This window comes from Paenibacillus mellifer (genome assembly GCF_023195895.1).
GTDB classification, from domain to species: domain Bacteria; phylum Bacillota; class Bacilli; order Paenibacillales; family Paenibacillaceae; genus Fontibacillus; species Fontibacillus mellifer.
Genome location: NZ_JALPRK010000003.1, coordinates 259043 through 274406 on the forward strand (window position 1 = coordinate 259043; position 15364 = coordinate 274406).

General features: G+C 46.9%; 18 protein-coding genes and 1 pseudogene. 4 read left to right on the forward strand and 15 right to left on the reverse strand.

Annotated elements, in window-relative coordinates; all coding sequences use genetic code 11:
- Positions 1 to 53: 53 nt before the first annotated feature.
- The 5 genes from M0651_RS05615 to M0651_RS05635 form a co-directional block, all read right to left on the reverse strand.
- Positions 54 to 740 (reverse strand): DUF4386 domain-containing protein, encoded by a 687-nt coding sequence (locus M0651_RS05615; RefSeq protein WP_248550860.1) that lies wholly within the window; start codon positions 738 to 740, stop codon positions 54 to 56.
- A gap of 69 nt (positions 741 to 809) precedes the next feature.
- A complete protein-coding gene (locus M0651_RS05620; RefSeq protein ID WP_248550861.1) occupies positions 810 to 2672 on the reverse strand; it encodes a winged helix-turn-helix domain-containing protein in 1863 nt (620 codons plus the stop codon).
- Positions 2673 to 3518: 846 nt separating this feature from the next.
- On the reverse strand, positions 3519 to 3956 hold the full coding sequence (locus tag M0651_RS05625; protein WP_248550862.1) for a VOC family protein: 438 nt from the start codon (positions 3954 to 3956) through the stop codon (positions 3519 to 3521).
- Positions 3957 to 4057: 101 nt separating this feature from the next.
- Positions 4058 to 4465 (reverse strand): DoxX family protein, encoded by a 408-nt coding sequence (locus M0651_RS05630; RefSeq protein WP_248550863.1) that lies wholly within the window; start codon positions 4463 to 4465, stop codon positions 4058 to 4060.
- 485 nt (positions 4466 to 4950) lie between these two features.
- Positions 4951 to 5895, reverse strand: coding sequence for a helix-turn-helix transcriptional regulator (locus M0651_RS05635; protein ID WP_248550864.1), 945 nt, complete (start codon positions 5893 to 5895; stop codon positions 4951 to 4953).
- A gap of 127 nt (positions 5896 to 6022) precedes the next feature.
- On the opposite strand from M0651_RS05635, the gene M0651_RS05640 reads away from it, so the two are divergent.
- On the forward strand, positions 6023 to 6745 hold the full coding sequence (locus tag M0651_RS05640; RefSeq protein ID WP_248550865.1) for an alpha/beta fold hydrolase: 723 nt from the start codon (positions 6023 to 6025) through the stop codon (positions 6743 to 6745).
- Here M0651_RS05640 and M0651_RS05645 read toward each other — a convergent pair.
- The 8 genes and pseudogenes from M0651_RS05645 to M0651_RS05680 all read right to left on the reverse strand — a co-directional run bounded on the left by M0651_RS05645 (position 6729) and on the right by M0651_RS05680 (position 11146).
- The gene (locus M0651_RS05645; RefSeq protein WP_248550866.1) at positions 6729 to 7088 is read right to left on the reverse strand and encodes a VOC family protein; all 360 of its coding nucleotides are present in this window, start codon (positions 7086 to 7088) and stop codon (positions 6729 to 6731) included. The genes M0651_RS05640 and M0651_RS05645 overlap by 17 nt on opposite strands.
- A 235-nt stretch (positions 7089 to 7323) precedes the next feature.
- A complete protein-coding gene (locus M0651_RS05655; protein ID WP_248550867.1) occupies positions 7324 to 7728 on the reverse strand; it encodes a VOC family protein in 405 nt (134 codons plus the stop codon).
- Between the two features lie 126 nt (positions 7729 to 7854).
- Positions 7855 to 7950: pseudogene (locus M0651_RS24065) on the reverse strand (helix-turn-helix transcriptional regulator); the annotation flags it as partial.
- Positions 7951 to 8317: 367 nt separating this feature from the next.
- On the reverse strand, positions 8318 to 8641 hold the full coding sequence (locus M0651_RS05660; protein WP_248550868.1) for a putative quinol monooxygenase: 324 nt from the start codon (positions 8639 to 8641) through the stop codon (positions 8318 to 8320).
- Positions 8642 to 8688: 47 nt separating this feature from the next.
- Entirely contained in the window at positions 8689 to 8838 is a 150-nt protein-coding gene (locus M0651_RS05665; protein WP_248550869.1) for an NAD-binding protein, read from the reverse strand.
- Between the two features lie 15 nt (positions 8839 to 8853).
- The gene (locus tag M0651_RS05670; RefSeq protein WP_248550870.1) at positions 8854 to 9705 is read right to left on the reverse strand and encodes an SDR family NAD(P)-dependent oxidoreductase; all 852 of its coding nucleotides are present in this window, start codon (positions 9703 to 9705) and stop codon (positions 8854 to 8856) included.
- Positions 9706 to 9938: 233 nt separating this feature from the next.
- The gene (locus M0651_RS05675; RefSeq protein ID WP_248550871.1) at positions 9939 to 10490 is read right to left on the reverse strand and encodes a TetR/AcrR family transcriptional regulator; all 552 of its coding nucleotides are present in this window, start codon (positions 10488 to 10490) and stop codon (positions 9939 to 9941) included.
- A 314-nt stretch (positions 10491 to 10804) separates the two neighbouring features.
- Complete coding sequence (locus M0651_RS05680) at positions 10805 to 11146, reverse strand: hypothetical protein (protein WP_248550872.1); 342 nt, start codon at positions 11144 to 11146, stop codon at positions 10805 to 10807.
- Between the two features lie 251 nt (positions 11147 to 11397).
- Between M0651_RS05680 and M0651_RS05685 the strand changes: the two genes are divergently transcribed.
- Positions 11398 to 12024 (forward strand): DNA-3-methyladenine glycosylase I, encoded by a 627-nt coding sequence (locus tag M0651_RS05685; protein WP_248550873.1) that lies wholly within the window; start codon positions 11398 to 11400, stop codon positions 12022 to 12024.
- 429 nt (positions 12025 to 12453) lie between these two features.
- On the opposite strand, the gene M0651_RS05690 is transcribed toward M0651_RS05685, so the two are convergent.
- Entirely contained in the window at positions 12454 to 13167 is a 714-nt protein-coding gene (locus M0651_RS05690) for a hypothetical protein (RefSeq protein WP_248550874.1), read from the reverse strand.
- Positions 13168 to 13262: 95 nt separating this feature from the next.
- Here M0651_RS05690 and M0651_RS05695 point away from each other — a divergent pair, with 95 nt between their 5' ends.
- Positions 13263 to 13700, forward strand: a complete 438-nt coding sequence (locus tag M0651_RS05695; RefSeq protein ID WP_248550875.1) for a hypothetical protein — start codon at positions 13263 to 13265, stop codon at positions 13698 to 13700.
- A gap of 559 nt (positions 13701 to 14259) precedes the next feature.
- On the opposite strand, the gene M0651_RS05700 is transcribed toward M0651_RS05695, so the two are convergent.
- Positions 14260 to 14703 carry a cell wall hydrolase gene (locus tag M0651_RS05700; protein WP_248550876.1) on the reverse strand — a complete coding sequence of 148 codons (444 nt, stop codon included), beginning with the start codon at positions 14701 to 14703 and terminating at the stop codon, positions 14260 to 14262.
- A gap of 182 nt (positions 14704 to 14885) precedes the next feature.
- On the opposite strand from M0651_RS05700, the gene M0651_RS05705 reads away from it, so the two are divergent.
- Positions 14886 to 15362 (forward strand): PAS domain-containing protein, encoded by a 477-nt coding sequence (locus tag M0651_RS05705; protein ID WP_248550877.1) that lies wholly within the window; start codon positions 14886 to 14888, stop codon positions 15360 to 15362.
- The last annotated feature ends 2 nt before the right edge of the window (positions 15363 to 15364 follow it).

The window sequence follows — 15364 nt, forward strand, 5'->3', positions numbered from 1 at the left end:
TACTACTTATTTTTCGAATGCTTATCTATTTAGACGATATCCAATTGCCAGATTCATCGGTGAATGGTTTCGGAAGAAACGGATGCCGAGGCTTGCGGCTGTAGTTGAAATCCCTTCAAGATGAGCCATACCGGCAAAACGATTTCGAAGATCGCACCTGGGAGGTAAAGAATCTCACTCGCATCCAGGCCGCCCAGGGACAGAGAGCTGCTCGCTAACAAACTCGCATACCCGATGAAGCCGATCACAGACAACCATCGTGGAACCAGTCTTGATTGATAAAGAATCGAACAAAATAACAAGCTGCCTACACTTAGCACAAGCATGGCGATATCAAATAATAACTCATGGGTTTCCACCGTTAAACTCCCTAAGGTCTGCAGGTAGGCATCACCCGTTGCTCCGGCGGATACGGATTGCTGACTTAACGCGAGAAGAAGAAGCGGCCCGATTAAACTGATGATCAGTATCGCCGACTCCATGACCCGAGAAACGAAGTAGCCGAACGCAAACGTTTCATGATATTTCTTTAACGTCGGATGCAACAGCATCGCAATTCCCACAACCGCGATGGCGTTAATGAACTCCAAGAACCCTCCTACAAACAAGCTCGTTCGACTGGAACCTACACCCACCAGTATATCTGTTCGATGTAAAATCGGATCCAGTATCCCGCTGCCCACCAGAAATGCACCTGTCGATACGAAAAATAAAACCCCTGCCACACGCTCTGCCTTCATCCTGCCTGATCCCCTCTCATTGCGATTTAAGAGCAGTATAGCTTGATGAGAGGAGAGCCTGTAGACACTTTAGTGTGGTTTTGTAGGGTTGCTAATTAAGTTGAGTTCGCGAGCGCGGGCGATCGCTTCCGTGCGTCGTTGTGCGTGAAGCTTCTCATAAATCCTTCGGTTATGGCCTTTCACCGTATCCAGTGCCAAGTAAAGTTTCTCAGCGATTTCCCGATTGGAGAGTCCCTCAGAAATCAGCTGCAGCACTTCCATTTCGCGTTGGCTAAGCGGCTCGATCCCGTTCGCCTTACTCCCGGACTCAAGCGCACGTTGCACGCGCTCCAGGCCAAGTTCTGCTTCTTTCCTAGCTGGATGCGGCAGATTACCCGATCGCCTTACAGCTTCCCGGTACCGTTCCTCCGCTAAATCGGGCCGCCCTTCTGCTTCTCTAATCTGAGCGATTCCGATCATCGCCATGACCGCCATCAGTTGATGATCCATCCTTTGGGAGTTTGCGATGACTTCGTTATAGGCTTCGCAAGCCTCATCGTAATCTCCCCGTCGCTGACTAGCGACGCCCAGCATCCAAGCGGATGCCGTTCGAACGGGAAGATGATCCGGTCGCAAATAAGCCAGCGCGCGGCGAGATTGGTGGATGACTTGGTCTAGTGCGCCCGGTTCACGAATCCCGGCATTCCTAACAGGCGCAATTAACCCGACCAGATCCTCCGTCTTATCCTCGATCTGCGAGACTTGCATTGCCGCTTCGGCAGCATGGAGATGGGGTTCCGCAGCATCCTGTTGATCCGTCAAACTTAATGAGGCTAGGGTTGCACGGGATGCCGCTATCCATCCGATCAGGTCCCTGACGCCGTCGTCCTGTTCCGCCCTCTCCAATGCGATCTCGGCCGCTCGAAGCTTGCCCTCGACCCCTGTCGGTTGACCCGCAATTAATAGAGCAGAACCATAGTAGACCCATAACTCCGGCCGCGCATCCAGTTCCTTAACAGGCAGCGAATCCAACCAGCGGATCGTCATTCTTGCCGCCCCGCGCAGATGCAGCGGCATTCCATTGCCTGTAAGCAGACGCCGGCTTCTTTCCACATCCCGCGCCTCTATGGCATGATGAAACGCTTCGATCTCGAAACCATGTTCTTCATACCATCGGCTTGCCCTCTGGTGTAATTCGGAGAGTTCGCTCGCATGAATATGATCCAACAGTCGCCTACGAAGGATATCCGCAAACAAATGGTGATATCGATACCACCGCCGTTCTGGATCGAGGGGGATAACAAACAAATTTCTTCGATCCAGCTCGAGCAACACTTCATTCCCCGAACACTCAGGGTGGCGCATCAAGCCATCGCATAACGATCCACACATACGGTCCAGGAGAGAGGTCCTCAAGAGAAAATGCTGTACGACCTCAGACTGACGCTGCAGAACTTCATCCACAAGATAATCCAGGACAAAATGATGATTACCTGAGAAGGCCTTAAGAAGCCGCTCGGCATCGTGGTCCTCTTCGATCGAGAGCGCAGCCATCCGTAGCCCGGCAGCCCATCCCTCGGTGCGGGATTGCAGCTCGGTAATATGGTCCGTGGAAAGCTGTAGATCCATCAGCTGATTTAGGAGGTTTTCGGCTTCAGGCACTGTGAATTTCAAGTCGGCAGCGCGAAGCTCTGTTAATTGATCGCGAACCCGCAACCTCGGCAATGAAAGTGAAGGATCCTCGCGGGTCGTTAAGACCAGGTGCATCTGCGTGGGAAGGTGGTCCAGCAGGAACCCCACCGCCTCGTCGACCTCTCTCGAGCTCGCCGCATGGTAATCGTCAAGGACCAAGAGAAATGGAATCGAAATGGTTGTAAGTTCCTGGAGAAGAGCCGTCAGGATTGACTCCGTTGGTGTCGGCTGCGGGGAATGGAGGATGGAAAGCACACCCATGCCTATCTCCTCCTCTATCGTCTGGAGAGCGGAAATCAAATACGTCAAGAATCGCGTGAGCTCGGTATCTCTCTGTTCAAGCGATAGCCATGCCGCCGGCCGCCCGCAATCGGATAGCCATTCGCATACTAACGTTGTTTTTCCATAACCCGCCGGCGCAGAGATCAGGGTTAATTTACGGTGCAAACCCTTGTTTAATTTCTCCGTTAACCTCCGGCGCATCACCGTTCTCGACCTAGGGGCAGGGATATAGAATTTGGTGGTATTTATTGGGTTTGACATGTCATTATTATAACAACACGAACAGCCCCCCATCAATGTGGGAGGCTGTTCTTCATGCCTTCATCTCGTAGATTTTCTGGAGCGTTTGGACTACAGTCAGTATCCGATATTTCCGAATGAATAAATAGCTAAATCATCGCTTTAGTCAAAATTTCCCGTCTTTCCCATAGGGTCATATATTCGTTCTCAACTAAGTTGTAGAGACGGCTTTTCTTGATTAAATTGTAGGTGAAGAAATCGTTGGCCGTAATTCGGTGGTCGTCTTCATCCCGGTTATGCATGTAAGGCCCGGTCACGATATGTAGATCTACTTTATATGTATCGCTTTCTCATGGACAGAGCCAACCGATTCCGAAGATCATCCAGGTCTCCTTGCGGCACAGAGATATGAAACGGTTGAATTGCGGCGTTTCCCTCAGTAATGATGGGTTTAGAATCCGTCATAAACAATTTCCTCCTCGAAATGGGTTCGTTTGTTGTGCTTCTATATCCATCCTAAACGAAGCACCCTGACAACATCATGTCAGGGTGCTTGAAGTGTATTTTATTTATTTTATGATCGTTTCAAAGCGTCTCTGTATAAACTTGGAACGTCACGCCGAATTGGTCCGTGACATCGCCAAATCCTGGGCTAAAGGATTCCTCTTGAAACGGAACATTGATTTCGCCGTCTTGCCGCAGGGCCTCAAAAATGGCTCTGGAGTGCTCAACATGGTTCGTCGTGATACAAATCGTCACCCTTTTCCCTTCCCCCAGCGGTGAACCCCCTGGCGTATCCGAAAGCATGATCTCCGCGTCTCCTACCTTTACCTTGGCGTGGGCCACCAATCGCTTCATATCTTCCGTAAACGTATTGGGCATTTCCGGCATCTCGCCGTAAGTAATCATGGAAATGACCTCAGCTCCGATCGCCTCTTCGTAGAACTGAATAGCCTCCCTCGCACGTCCCTCTAAAGTAATATAGGGAGTAAGCCGAACTGTCCTTGCTTGATTTGCAGCCATATTCATGGACACCTCTTTCCTGATTTTCGTCTATTTTTTTGTTTCTCGCTTATATAGACGAAAGGCATGCAGGAAGTTCATCGGTGCTCCGGGGTGAAATGTTAAAGTCTGCGACTCTTCTGGCGCAGCGCCCAGGAGGCCATGGCAAGCGCAGCATAGAAGAGCGGCAAGATTACATGGAATCCATAATCGCCGTAATCATGAGCGAACGCATGAGATAAGGCAGCGCCCGTCATGAGGAAGAAGATCCCGCTATATGCCCATTCCTTAAGTCGGGGGAAACCAGGCATGACGATCGCAATAACTCCAAGTAATTTCCAAGTTCCCAGAATGTTCGTGACATATAACGGGAATCCAATATCGGTCACCAGCTCGACATTCCCCCCATATCGCATCAGTTGACGGGAGACGATCTTGCGGACCTTCTCATCCACCGTGACACCGTGCAAGTTCAACCAATTGATCGTGTCATGAAATGCCGCCTCTTTGGAAATGGTCGTTGTTTTCATTTCCCGAGTGACCAGAAATTGATAAGAATAACCCTTTATAGTGCTCTATATATCTTAATATCTACACCAGACTCCGTTGATCGTCCTTCTGCAACTAAAATATCCTCATTTAAAAAAGCCAACGCCTTACTATCCGTAATAATTTAGGGTAAGTTCTGAATAAGGCATTTTTCACTGAGCCGTTGATATTACCGTTATTCTCAATATAAATCTTGCACAGTTCCCCTGTGTGGTCCTTCCCTTCGAGCATATACCTTGCGGATAAAGTATGGCTGCTACCCAACCTTCCAATGATTTGGGTGTTTTCTGCTGTGGATGGATCCAAGGGAATATTGATTGTAACGTCCCATCCCTCCATTCATTCGTGTTACCTAGGAGTCACACTCCTAGGATCATTCCCTCTCTCGTTATTCTATACCATCGACTATATACTGATGTAGTCTTCATTTTAAGGGGAGAGTATGAATCTCATGAGTGACGCCTAACTATCTATGATAAAGCAATCGCATAGACTCTATTTTTTGATGGATGTAGGCCGTAGCCTCAGTAGGGCCTACAACTTTGACTTCATCCCCGAACTGCCAGATCAAATCCACGTAGAATTTCATGTCCTCTGCCGCTACTTCCATGGTTAAGGATCCACTACCATCTTCACATTGCTGTATGAACGGACCAAAACTAGTGTTGGATTCCAGCAGCCACACTCCTTTATTTGTCATCTCGAGTTCGAGTGTAATCTGTTTCCGATCATTCTTATTAGGCTTATCCAATAAGGTCTTCTGGCTTACATCTTCCCGGCCAGCCATGGATTCGTTGAGGGTAGCGGAAAGGATCCGATCCACTCTAAACTGCCTCATCTCCTCCCTAGTGAAGCAATAAGCAGGACAATACCAATAGCCAGAACTGGCATACAGACCGATCGGCTGAATTTTCCGCTCCGATACTCCGCTGCTGGATTTGTATTCGATGTTGACTACGCTACCGGTCATGATCGCTTTCAGGAGAGTTTGAAGAATCTCCGCCGACATCAATCGATAAGGGTTCCAGAACATGATCCGATTCTTTAACCGGTCAATTTGTTCCCTAATATCTGCAGGCAAATAATGATAAAACTTATGAAGTGCAGAGTCTGCCCCCTCCCCAAATGGTAAGGAGCTGAAGTAATCCATCGATTGACACGCAAAAAACATGGCAATCGCCTCGTTCTCCGTAAAGCTGATCGGCGGCAGCAGTCGCTCTTGGAGCAGCCTGAAACCTCCCCCCCTTCCCTGAATCGAATAGATCGGAACACCGAGTTCGCTTAACTCAAGTAGATCCCTTGTAATCGTTCGAGTAGACAGATTGAATTCATCCGCCAGTTCTCTAACGGTAAAGGATGGCTTTGCGTTGATCCTCATCATCATTTGAATGAGACGCTGAGACTTTTGCAACGGCCCACCTCATTCCTCATATTTTCGTTCATTATATCTTGTAAATAAGACATAAATTGTCTTGTTTAAGTGATACCATTATCCTATAAGTCGTCATAATCTACAACAAATAGGGGGCAGGGTCAGTATGAGTAAACCATCGTTAGATAAAACAGGATTTGTTTTTGTCAATGGAGCAGGCTTGGAAGGTCATGTTTGGAGTAAGGTTGTGGAGGAATTCGAACATCCTTATTTACTTGCTGAGTTTCCTCAGAGGAAAGATTCTTTTCATTCAAGAAGCGGTCTTTCGTTGGAGGATTATGTGACCCATCTGAAAAGACAAGTGGAGAATTGGGGGATGCCTAAGATTGTCATTGTTGCACATTCACTTGGAGGTGTTCTTTCTCTGAGGCTGGCTTCCCTAATGACGGATCGAGTGGTGGGGTTTGTGGCTGTTGGGGCGGCAATTCCAAAGAGCGGCGGTTCATTCTTATCCGTATTGCCGTTTCCTCAGCGGATTCTAATGTCTGTGATCCTGCGTACCCTGGGTACGAGACCTCCGGAGTCCTCTATTCGTTCAGGATTATGCAACGATCTCTCACTGGATCAAGCAACGGAGATCGCAACTGGGTTCGTTCCCGAGGCCATTCGCGCATATACTGATCGTACCAACGTGTCCATTCCGGATGTACCCAAGCTATATGTGAAGCTAACCAAGGATAAACAGTTTAGCCCTTCTCTGCAAGCCAAGATGATCTCAAACCTTGCCCCGCAATCTACACGAAGTTTGGATACCGGACATTTACCGATGATTAGCAATCCGGAAGGCTTGAGATCTATTCTGGAAGATTTTTTTACCGATTTACATTAACCTTTCTACCTTGCCCCCAGGGCATCACTTTCGGAGCTGTGATCTCCGTAGCCCCTTTTGCAATCAGCGCCTCATACCTCACGTAGACCTCCTCAGGAGTATCACATTCAAAGTTAATCTCAAATGATTGCCCTTTCCGCTCTTCTGCATAAGAAGGGTGATCATTTGTGTTAGCCGCCATTAAGAGTCCCGAAAAAATAGCCAGACGAACGCCATCATTCTCAAATTCCGTGTAATTCTCTTCGGTTACGATCACCTTGAACCCCAGGACATCGTGATAAGAGCTAGTTAATTTAGGAACATCCAGCGCCAAAATCGTAATCCCTTCTAATTTCACTCTCATTCCGAGCTCTCTCTCCTTATGGGTTCATTCCCAGGGATATATCATCTCTCGATATCCCACATCCCATAGGGCTTCATCCCCCTCTACCGAAGGCGAAGAATAGGAAGTAAAGAATAAACAAGGTATAGAGGAGAGTGAGGGTAATTATCACTTTGCGTTGTTTTCTCAAATGCATGCCGCCACAGAAAAGCCTGCGGAGGGCAAGTGAAATATTCCCATCGCAGGCTTGATTTTTTTAGGATCTGCCACTAAACCGTTTCATCGCATCCTCGGTCACCGGCTGAAAGAAGTTAAGCAAGTTGCCGTCGGGATCACGGAACAGCATCGAACGGTTCCCCCACGGTATCGTGGTTGGTTCCTTTACCCAATCCTCGACAACTGCCTTCAAGCGCACATATTCGGCTTCGACATCAGCGACGCGGAACTCCAGAATGACCGTACGGTTATGGGCTCCCAGGGCGGAATCAGCGCCGAATAGCTGCGTCGTCTGGGTATGGCCGATGGCAAGGGTGCATGAAGGCAAGGCAAATTCGGCAAATACCGGCGCGGGTCGCTCCGCCGACACCCCCGTAACGTTCTCATAGAGCTCGACGAGACGATCTACGTCGTCCGTAATCATACGTACCGAAGCGAAATTCACAAGTCATCATCCTTCCTAATCTCTTTTTCCTGTACATTTACATATCCGATGATAAAAAACCGCTACTGACAACATCATGTCAGTAGCGGTTTAGAATTTTTTGGGCTTTCTCCCGAATCCGATCTCGCTGGTTTCAAATTGTGCCGCCAAATCCTCAGCACGTACCACTCGCCTGCCTTGCAACTCCAGCACGATGGCTAACAACCGATCTGTTTTGTTCATCGACTATTCCCTTGCCCCTTCACCGATTCCATGGGTACTTCATCTCCTGATATCCGATATCCCATAATAGCCACACTATAAGATACTCGTCGCGCCTTTACGATCATAACATTGGAGTAAAGTCCAAGGTCAATCCCCCTTACCATCATCCATATAGCAAAATGAAGGACGCCCCAGTTGGACGCCCTTCACAGATACTCACTAACCGTAACCAATATACACTCGTGACTGTACGTTAAACGGAAATGAATGATAAGCACAACGTTGAGTATGCTATCGGCTTTTATTCGAATTTAAACGACGGAAGGTGGCTTTCAGGAAGCTAGGTCCGTCGTTGCCAATGTTTTGCCTCCTTCTCTATTCAATTTTACCGCGTTGGACGGAACGGCTGCAGGAGGCGAATCCCTTCCTCAATGGATCCCTCCATCATTTCCAAGAGCTGGGGTACCAGTTCCTGCATACGCGGGGCGTTTAGATGCCGATCCAGAGCATCCCGGTTTTCCCAGCGCTCGTAGATGATGAATGTGCCAGGCTGGCCCTCTACCTCGTGAGCCTCATAGTCAATGTTGCCCTGGTCGTTGCGCGACGGGGTGACAGCAGCAGTCATGAATGCCTTCATCTCGGCTTCTCTCCCTGCCTTAGCTCTCGCCTCCCAGAGTACGGTAACGTAACGGTTCTTCGTATCGTTCATGCTAATTCCTCCAAATTTATCAATAGTTATCGAATTCGGATACTGCTTTATCGAATAAAAGCGCCATTTCGTAATGATGAATCTGCACGTTCAAGAATGGTAACTGTACAACCAGAACGAGACAACGCAAGCCCCATCATAAGACCACCTAAAGATCCACCAACAATAATGGCATGTTTAGACTGTCTTTGTGACATCATTTCGTTCTCCCGTTACTGCAACTTCATCTGGCTGCGGAGCATCCGGTCGAGCAGTTTGTCTGGGAGAATACGGATCAGTCGGGTCAGCAGTGCCGAATCACGACCGACTGTATAGCGGGTGCGCGGCTTATTTACGTGGATTGCCCGTGAAACCACTGCTGCCACCTTCTCAGGGCGGATACCGTCTGTTGCCCACGCTTCAGCCTGAGCCTTCACGGCGTCAAAAAGACGATCATGACGCCTATGCTGATCCGGCGTCATCAACTTGGCCAGCCGCTCCGCTGTCGCAATCCCTCGCTCCGATAGGCCCGTGCTGACACCACCCGGTGTGATCATGATGACCTTGAGGCCAAACGAGGACATCTCCCTGCGGAGACTGTCATTGATGGCTTCCATCGCATACTTGGCCGCCGAATAAATTCCGAAACCAGGCATGGAGACCTTACCCCCAAGCGAACCGATATTAACCACGCGTCCGCCGCTGTTCAGCAAGGCCGGGGTAAGCGCCTGAATAACCGCGACTTGCCCAATCACGCTGACTTCGATCTGACGGCGAAACTCATCGAGGGGAACCATCTCAAGAGGTGCATTAACGGCGATGCCGGCATTGTTGACCACTGCCCGCAAAGGGCGACCAAGCGGATCTTGCTCCACCCGTTCTGCCAGCGCCTTTAGTGTGTCGACCTGGGTAACATCAACGATCACCGGCTCGATATTTTTGCGTTTGATTTTGTTCGCGTCTTCCTGACGACGAACCCCAGCTAAAACATGAAATCCTTCGGCGGCGAGCTGCTCCGCGGTAGCCCTACCGATGCCGCTCGACGTTCCTGTAACAACGACCAATTCTTGAGTTTGGAATGACATAGTAACCCTCCTAGGTTTGATAAGATACGGACCCCTCTATAGCACTGCTATACAGGGATTATAGCACCGCTATACACCAATGTCTATAGCGGTGCTATATCTTTATTTTTCGCACAAGCCGATGCCATGAGAAGTTATGCTCGCATCCACTTAACATGAAAAAGATCGCCCTCCTCCTGAAGTTCCAGGTTGGATAGACGATCTTTCTTATGCGTCCTTATTTTTTTGAAGCTTCACTTCAAAATGATCTGCATTACGGTTTCTCGAATGAGCTCAACAACTTCGGGTTGGGGTGGAGGTACTTTGCGGGTTTGGGCCGTTACATACAACCAAGCGGCTGTATTGGCGGAAGCCCAGACTAGATCTGCCGCAGCCTGCGTTGACACAGCCAATTTGCCTTCGTCGGCAACTCTGCTAACATTTTGCACTAGTACTTGGTACGACTGATCTGCCGCCTCGATATGGGCGCCCTCGAGCAACCGCCCCATCATCGCCGCATAAATCCGAGGACGGGCAGCCGCAAAGCGGACATAGTCATCCCATCCTTGCCGAAGAGCCACCTCTGGAACGGTGGACTCCACAGCGGTAATCTTGCTTTCAAATAATTGCTTGAACGCTTCCACTATAGCTGCACTCAGGAGTCCATCGGCATTGCCAAAATGGTGATAGAGCGTAGGAGCGGAAACTTGCGCGATCGCAGTTACGGCTCGAGTCGAAAATTGGGCTCCGCCCTCCTCTTCGAGGACCTTTAGAGCAGCTGCTAATATTTTGTCATATGTGTTCATAACTCGATTATAGCAGTGCTATATGCAGGTGTCCATGACGAAGGTTATGTGCCTGCTCCTTTCATGAAGACACCGCCCTGATTTTTCAAATACCTGTCGAAGAAATCCAGCATATAGGCATTGATCACGGTGTTCGCTCTTTCGGGCGCCATCGTCCCTGTAATACCCAGCATTTTGAAAATGGGAGAAATGAACTGTACATCAGTAAAGTTTAGATGCTCCGCTTCCCGTCGCCGGCTTCGCTAAAGGTCTCTTCCCTATGTGCATCCACGAAATGAAAGGTTTGCGTGCCTACTTGATATTCACCTGTCGGCTCAGGGAGTTGAAATACAGGAAAAGCGTACATGAGCCCTGCGGTTCCGATCAGCATGATCGCTATAGCGGTATAAGCCGAGCCCAACATGAACCGGGGGATTTTTGAGAAGCCATTTTTTGAAATAGCTGTAACTTGAAAGGACTAAATAAATGATCGTTATGCCATATAGGAAAAATAGCTGAATTCTGTATCCTTCCACCGTCCCATGAATGATCAGGATCAGTGTGGCGACTCCACTTAAAGCGAATACTGGACTTCTTCGCCGTCCCTTTTTTAAGCCAACGGTTAACGCAAACAAGCCGAGGTTTGACAGCAGAAGCAACAGTTCAAACAATCTCATCTCGATCCCCCTTTTCAAAATTCCGACTTCATTCCCTCCCATCTTATCCCGCCAGGCTGGCCTAAACCATCGATTTGCCTTACCTCGACCTAACAATTTTGTCATTCAATCTTGGGATACTTGTCGGATGATTTTGACAAATTAGGACGATCGTGCTAATCTTCGGGACGAGAAGTTTATACGGTATGAAATTGAACAGATGTGCGACTGCTTGAGCTCGCTGCTGGCACACTCGAATGAGGAGGAAGCCTATGAATACAATAATCGCAGAAACAGACGGTAGACCGCGTTGTAGATGGTGCGACGCCGCCCCGGAATTTCTTGATTATCACGATACCGAATGGGGATTCCCGGTCGACGACGATCGCCGGTTGTTCGAGAAGATCAGCCTGGAAGGGTTCCAATCGGGCCTGAGTTGGCGGACGATTCTGGTGAAACGGGAGAACTTTCGTGCAGCATTCCATGATTTTGACTTTCACCGGATCGCGAGCTATACAGAGCGCGACCTAGATCGTCTACTCGGGAATGAAGGCATCATCCGCCATCGCGGCAAGATCGAGGCGGTGATCAACAATGCACGGAGGGCGCAAGAGATGGTCAATCGGGAGGGCTCGTTGGCCGCCTTCTTCTGGAAGTACGAGCCGGACCGGAGTCAACTTGCGGAGCCGCAAACTGCATCCACTTCGGCGCTATCGATCGCGCTCTCGAAAGAGCTCAAAAAGCAAGGCTGGAAATTCGTCGGCCCGACGACGATGTACGCTTTCATGCAAGCGATGGGGTTGTTCAACGATCATGTTGAGGACTGCGTTATTAGGGCAGAGGTTGAGCTCGCGCGCCAGCAGTTCCAGCGTCCCCGGGCGGCAATTGGCAAACGTTAAGCGGCCGCTGACGCCCTTACCTTTTGTTGGCGATCGACTAAGGGATTACGAACGAAGTCTGCTTTAGAAAGCAAAATAGATCGGGGGAATTAGTCCTGAGAATTTTACTAATTTAATAATCGAGCGAATTACATTTGTATAGTGATGACCCTTCAATGTAGACTAAAGCTCCCTTATGCATGGGTTGGTCTAGGGACTTAGAATTTGAGTGTAATGTCAAAAATAAGCTTGCATCAGAAGTCGCTCCTAAGTTTAAAACTGAATAAAGTCCAGCGTTGATCCTCGACTTTGATAAGAAAAAACGCCCATCACATATCGATGGGCGTCAACGTCGTTAAGTATAATAAATCTATTAGCTAACTAACCTACTACCTAAAGCCTTCCCCAAAAAAACAAGTATGATTCCTCAATAAGATAAAAATCCAACTATTAGGTTACCGGAAAATTGAATACGAAATTCCAACTCGAATGTGTACCGCGTTGTAATGTTGCCGTAATATTGATACCACAAGCATAAGCGAGACCATATTTCAGAACTGCATCCCAACCCCAATTTCTTACAAGTATCGTATCAGAATCAAATGCATTTAAGGTGTCTTGTTGATTAGTTACAGCCTTGCCTCCATTTGTATAACCAGCACCACCATTTTGTGAAACTAAAATTCGTTTATTAGACACTGTTACAGAGCTGTCGAGTAGATCAAATCTATAATCAATTTTATCCATTCCAACATAAGTAAAGCCATCCTTCGAATAAGAAGTATAATAAATAGTTGCATAGACCTTAAGTGATATACTGTCGTCAGTCTTATTTCCAGATTGCGTGTGGGTTGTTGCACTTATTACAGCTTCAGCTTTATATTGTGTGGCAGTTTCGTTGGTTTGAATTCGCATAAAGTCATCTAGCTTTTGTACTTTGATCTCTCCTACTTCAAGTTCGTAAACTTCTCCTGTTTCCAAGTTCTCTAGTTGTCCATTTGCATCAAGGATATTCTTTACCATAAATTCCTCATTATCATGATGGGACTGAACAAATTGATAATTTTCATTATTACCAATTTGTTCAGCATTTGCAATCGAACCATAAGAAGTAACTAATAAGACGGAACTAAGAAAAAGAATCACTTTTTTTCTCAAAAACATGTAAACATCCTCCTTTTTAGGTTATAATTACAATGTTATTATATACTAATATTGAAAATATTGGTAGTAATAATTACAAAATTTAGGAGGTAATTATGAAAATCAAATTTGGTCTTGTTTTATTAATTTTTATTTTTGTATTCGTTGGGTGTAATAGTAATCCTAAGCAGGAAACTGACAATAAAATAAGCAAGGAGATGATTTCTTTACAAGGACAAAGTGACCATTGGACGGCTAATTATACTATAAGAGAGACTGAAAAAAGTTCCGAAGCATCGAAATATTTGCTCCAATGTACTATTGAACCACGCAACTCTAAAGAATTGATTTTTGATGTCGCTTATAATATAGCTAGTCCCAGTAACGTTTCTCAACTAAGTGGAACTATAACTTCTGAGACTGATAGTTACCTCAGTGATAAGGTCATTTCTCCTTCAATAGACACCAACTTCTTGCCAAGGAAAGGGGAGGATATCATCATTACAATTAAATGGAATAAGAAGTTTGAAGAGAAAATTGTTCTCACACCTTAAAAATTTTCGAGAAACAAGTTGCTAAGGAGCTTGATAAGATGTTGGAGAAACTCGATTATAAAATCGAGCTATTTAATAACTTATAAGACTCTGAGAAGTTGCAATAGCACATGTATTTTCAGTCTCTTGCTCGCTTCGACAGAAAAACTTGCCGATAATTGGGGTAAGGTTCTCCGTATCAACTATAGAGCGAAATCGAAGGCACCCGATTGGGTGCCTCAGCTGGTTGAAACGGGTATTGGGAATGGTGAACTTACACTAATGAAGGACATAACGCTCGGCTCACTAACGGAATCGACTTGTCCCTTTCTAGCATGTGCTTTTGCTTGTGTGGAGGTTAATGACATTTCAAACACTTCAAAGATTGTTTTTGGGATTCTCATTTCTTTAGACGAAAAAACAATTGCATTATTCATCGGCCTAATTGTTCAATAAGCCCGAATCACAGAAACAGCTGGCGTCATTTTTATCGATTTTGCAATCCAATAGGATCACTGAATAAAAAAAAGACAGTTAAGGCTACTCCATGTGCCCTAACTGTCTTTTTGCTAACTAATTTTTAAAACGTACTATATACACTTGCGCATTCTTCCGCAGTTGGTTCATAGAAACAATGTTTCTTCCATCGACCAACAAACGGCTGATTATACCAAGTTGGCGGACAGGGACCGGGGTTGTCATACGATCCTGGGCGGAAATACCACAGCGAGAATTTGGCTGGCCAACTCCGTTCTCCATTCACAACCCGTTGCGCCAGACGGCGTTCTCTATCTCTTGCTTTCTGATAGTACATCCCATGTTGCAGCGCTTCGAATGCATGCGGCTGGTTAATCATTTGGGGAATGGTCCGGATTCCTGTGAAATCGGAACAATTCGCTCTGATTCGGTTAATGCCAACTGCTCCAACATGGAGCATGCCCATTTCGCCTTCGGCCTCCGCCTCGGCCCGAAGCAACCTTGCCAACATATCGATATCCTGTTGCCTGGATTTCACGACTGCCATTTGCTCACCTCATTCGATTTCTAGACCCATCATATTTGAGGTGAAGCGGATGTGTGACTCTGGAAATCCTGGTTATTTCGTTTTTTGTGAAACAAGTCACAATTTGAATCATTATTACTGCTATCATTATTACCTAATAGATCCATCTCCTAAAGGGAGATTCCATAAAGGAGGATTTTTATATGTCTAAAGATAAATTGTCCGACTTAATTAGTCCGGAGGCGGTCATCAATTTTGAAACAGGTGCCATTCAAGCAAGCACTTTGGATTCAATTATTAATCTATTGCCGTTTGAAATGGGCTTTTGCGATGCTAACGATATTTTCCGTTGGTATTCCAATAATCCAAACCGTGTCCATGGTCGTCGTAAAGAAGCCATTGGTCGCCATGTGCTTGAACTTCATCCCAAAGTGGCGCATCACGTTGAAAAATTGTTGAATGATTTTCGTTCAGGAACACGCGATGAATGGGAATTTTGGTTCCCCAAACGTTCTGGGGAATCCGGTCAAATTTATCAAAAATTCATGGCTGTACGGGATAAAAACGGAACCTATCTAGGTTGTATGGATGTTACCGTTAATATGGACCTTTTCCAAGGAAAAGAAGGCAAACACACCCCAGAAACGATTGACGAGTTTAAAGCTGTTCAACCTAAATGACG

Excerpts from the sequence above, each read along its gene's own strand:
- M0651_RS05680 (WP_248550872.1), bottom strand. The coding sequence starts at position 11,146 with ATGAGATTGTTTGAACTGTTGCTTCTGCTGTCAAACCTCGGCTTGTTT.
- M0651_RS05695 (WP_248550875.1), top strand. The coding sequence starts at position 13,263 with ATGAAAATCAAATTTGGTCTTGTTTTATTAATTTTTATTTTTGTATTC.
- M0651_RS05625 (WP_248550862.1), bottom strand. The coding sequence starts at position 3,956 with ATGGCTGCAAATCAAGCAAGGACAGTTCGGCTTACTCCCTATATTACT.
- M0651_RS05685 (WP_248550873.1), top strand. The coding sequence starts at position 11,398 with ATGAATACAATAATCGCAGAAACAGACGGTAGACCGCGTTGTAGATGG.
- M0651_RS05675 (WP_248550871.1), bottom strand. The coding sequence starts at position 10,490 with ATGAACACATATGACAAAATATTAGCAGCTGCTCTAAAGGTCCTCGAA.
- M0651_RS05620 (WP_248550861.1), bottom strand. The coding sequence starts at position 2,672 with ATGGGTGTGCTTTCCATCCTCCATTCCCCGCAGCCGACACCAACGGAG.
- M0651_RS05670 (WP_248550870.1), bottom strand. The coding sequence starts at position 9,705 with ATGTCATTCCAAACTCAAGAATTGGTCGTTGTTACAGGAACGTCGAGC.
- M0651_RS05705 (WP_248550877.1), top strand. The coding sequence starts at position 14,886 with ATGTCTAAAGATAAATTGTCCGACTTAATTAGTCCGGAGGCGGTCATC.
- M0651_RS05665 (WP_248550869.1), bottom strand. The coding sequence starts at position 8,838 with ATGTCACAAAGACAGTCTAAACATGCCATTATTGTTGGTGGATCTTTA.
- M0651_RS05690 (WP_248550874.1), bottom strand. The coding sequence starts at position 13,167 with ATGTTTTTGAGAAAAAAAGTGATTCTTTTTCTTAGTTCCGTCTTATTA.
- M0651_RS05630 (WP_248550863.1), bottom strand. The coding sequence starts at position 4,465 with ATGAAAACAACGACCATTTCCAAAGAGGCGGCATTTCATGACACGATC.
- M0651_RS05645 (WP_248550866.1), bottom strand. The coding sequence starts at position 7,088 with ATGAGAGTGAAATTAGAAGGGATTACGATTTTGGCGCTGGATGTTCCT.
- M0651_RS05640 (WP_248550865.1), top strand. The coding sequence starts at position 6,023 with ATGAGTAAACCATCGTTAGATAAAACAGGATTTGTTTTTGTCAATGGA.
- M0651_RS05700 (WP_248550876.1), bottom strand. The coding sequence starts at position 14,703 with ATGGCAGTCGTGAAATCCAGGCAACAGGATATCGATATGTTGGCAAGG.
- M0651_RS05660 (WP_248550868.1), bottom strand. The coding sequence starts at position 8,641 with ATGAACGATACGAAGAACCGTTACGTTACCGTACTCTGGGAGGCGAGA.
- M0651_RS05615 (WP_248550860.1), bottom strand. The coding sequence starts at position 740 with ATGAAGGCAGAGCGTGTGGCAGGGGTTTTATTTTTCGTATCGACAGGT.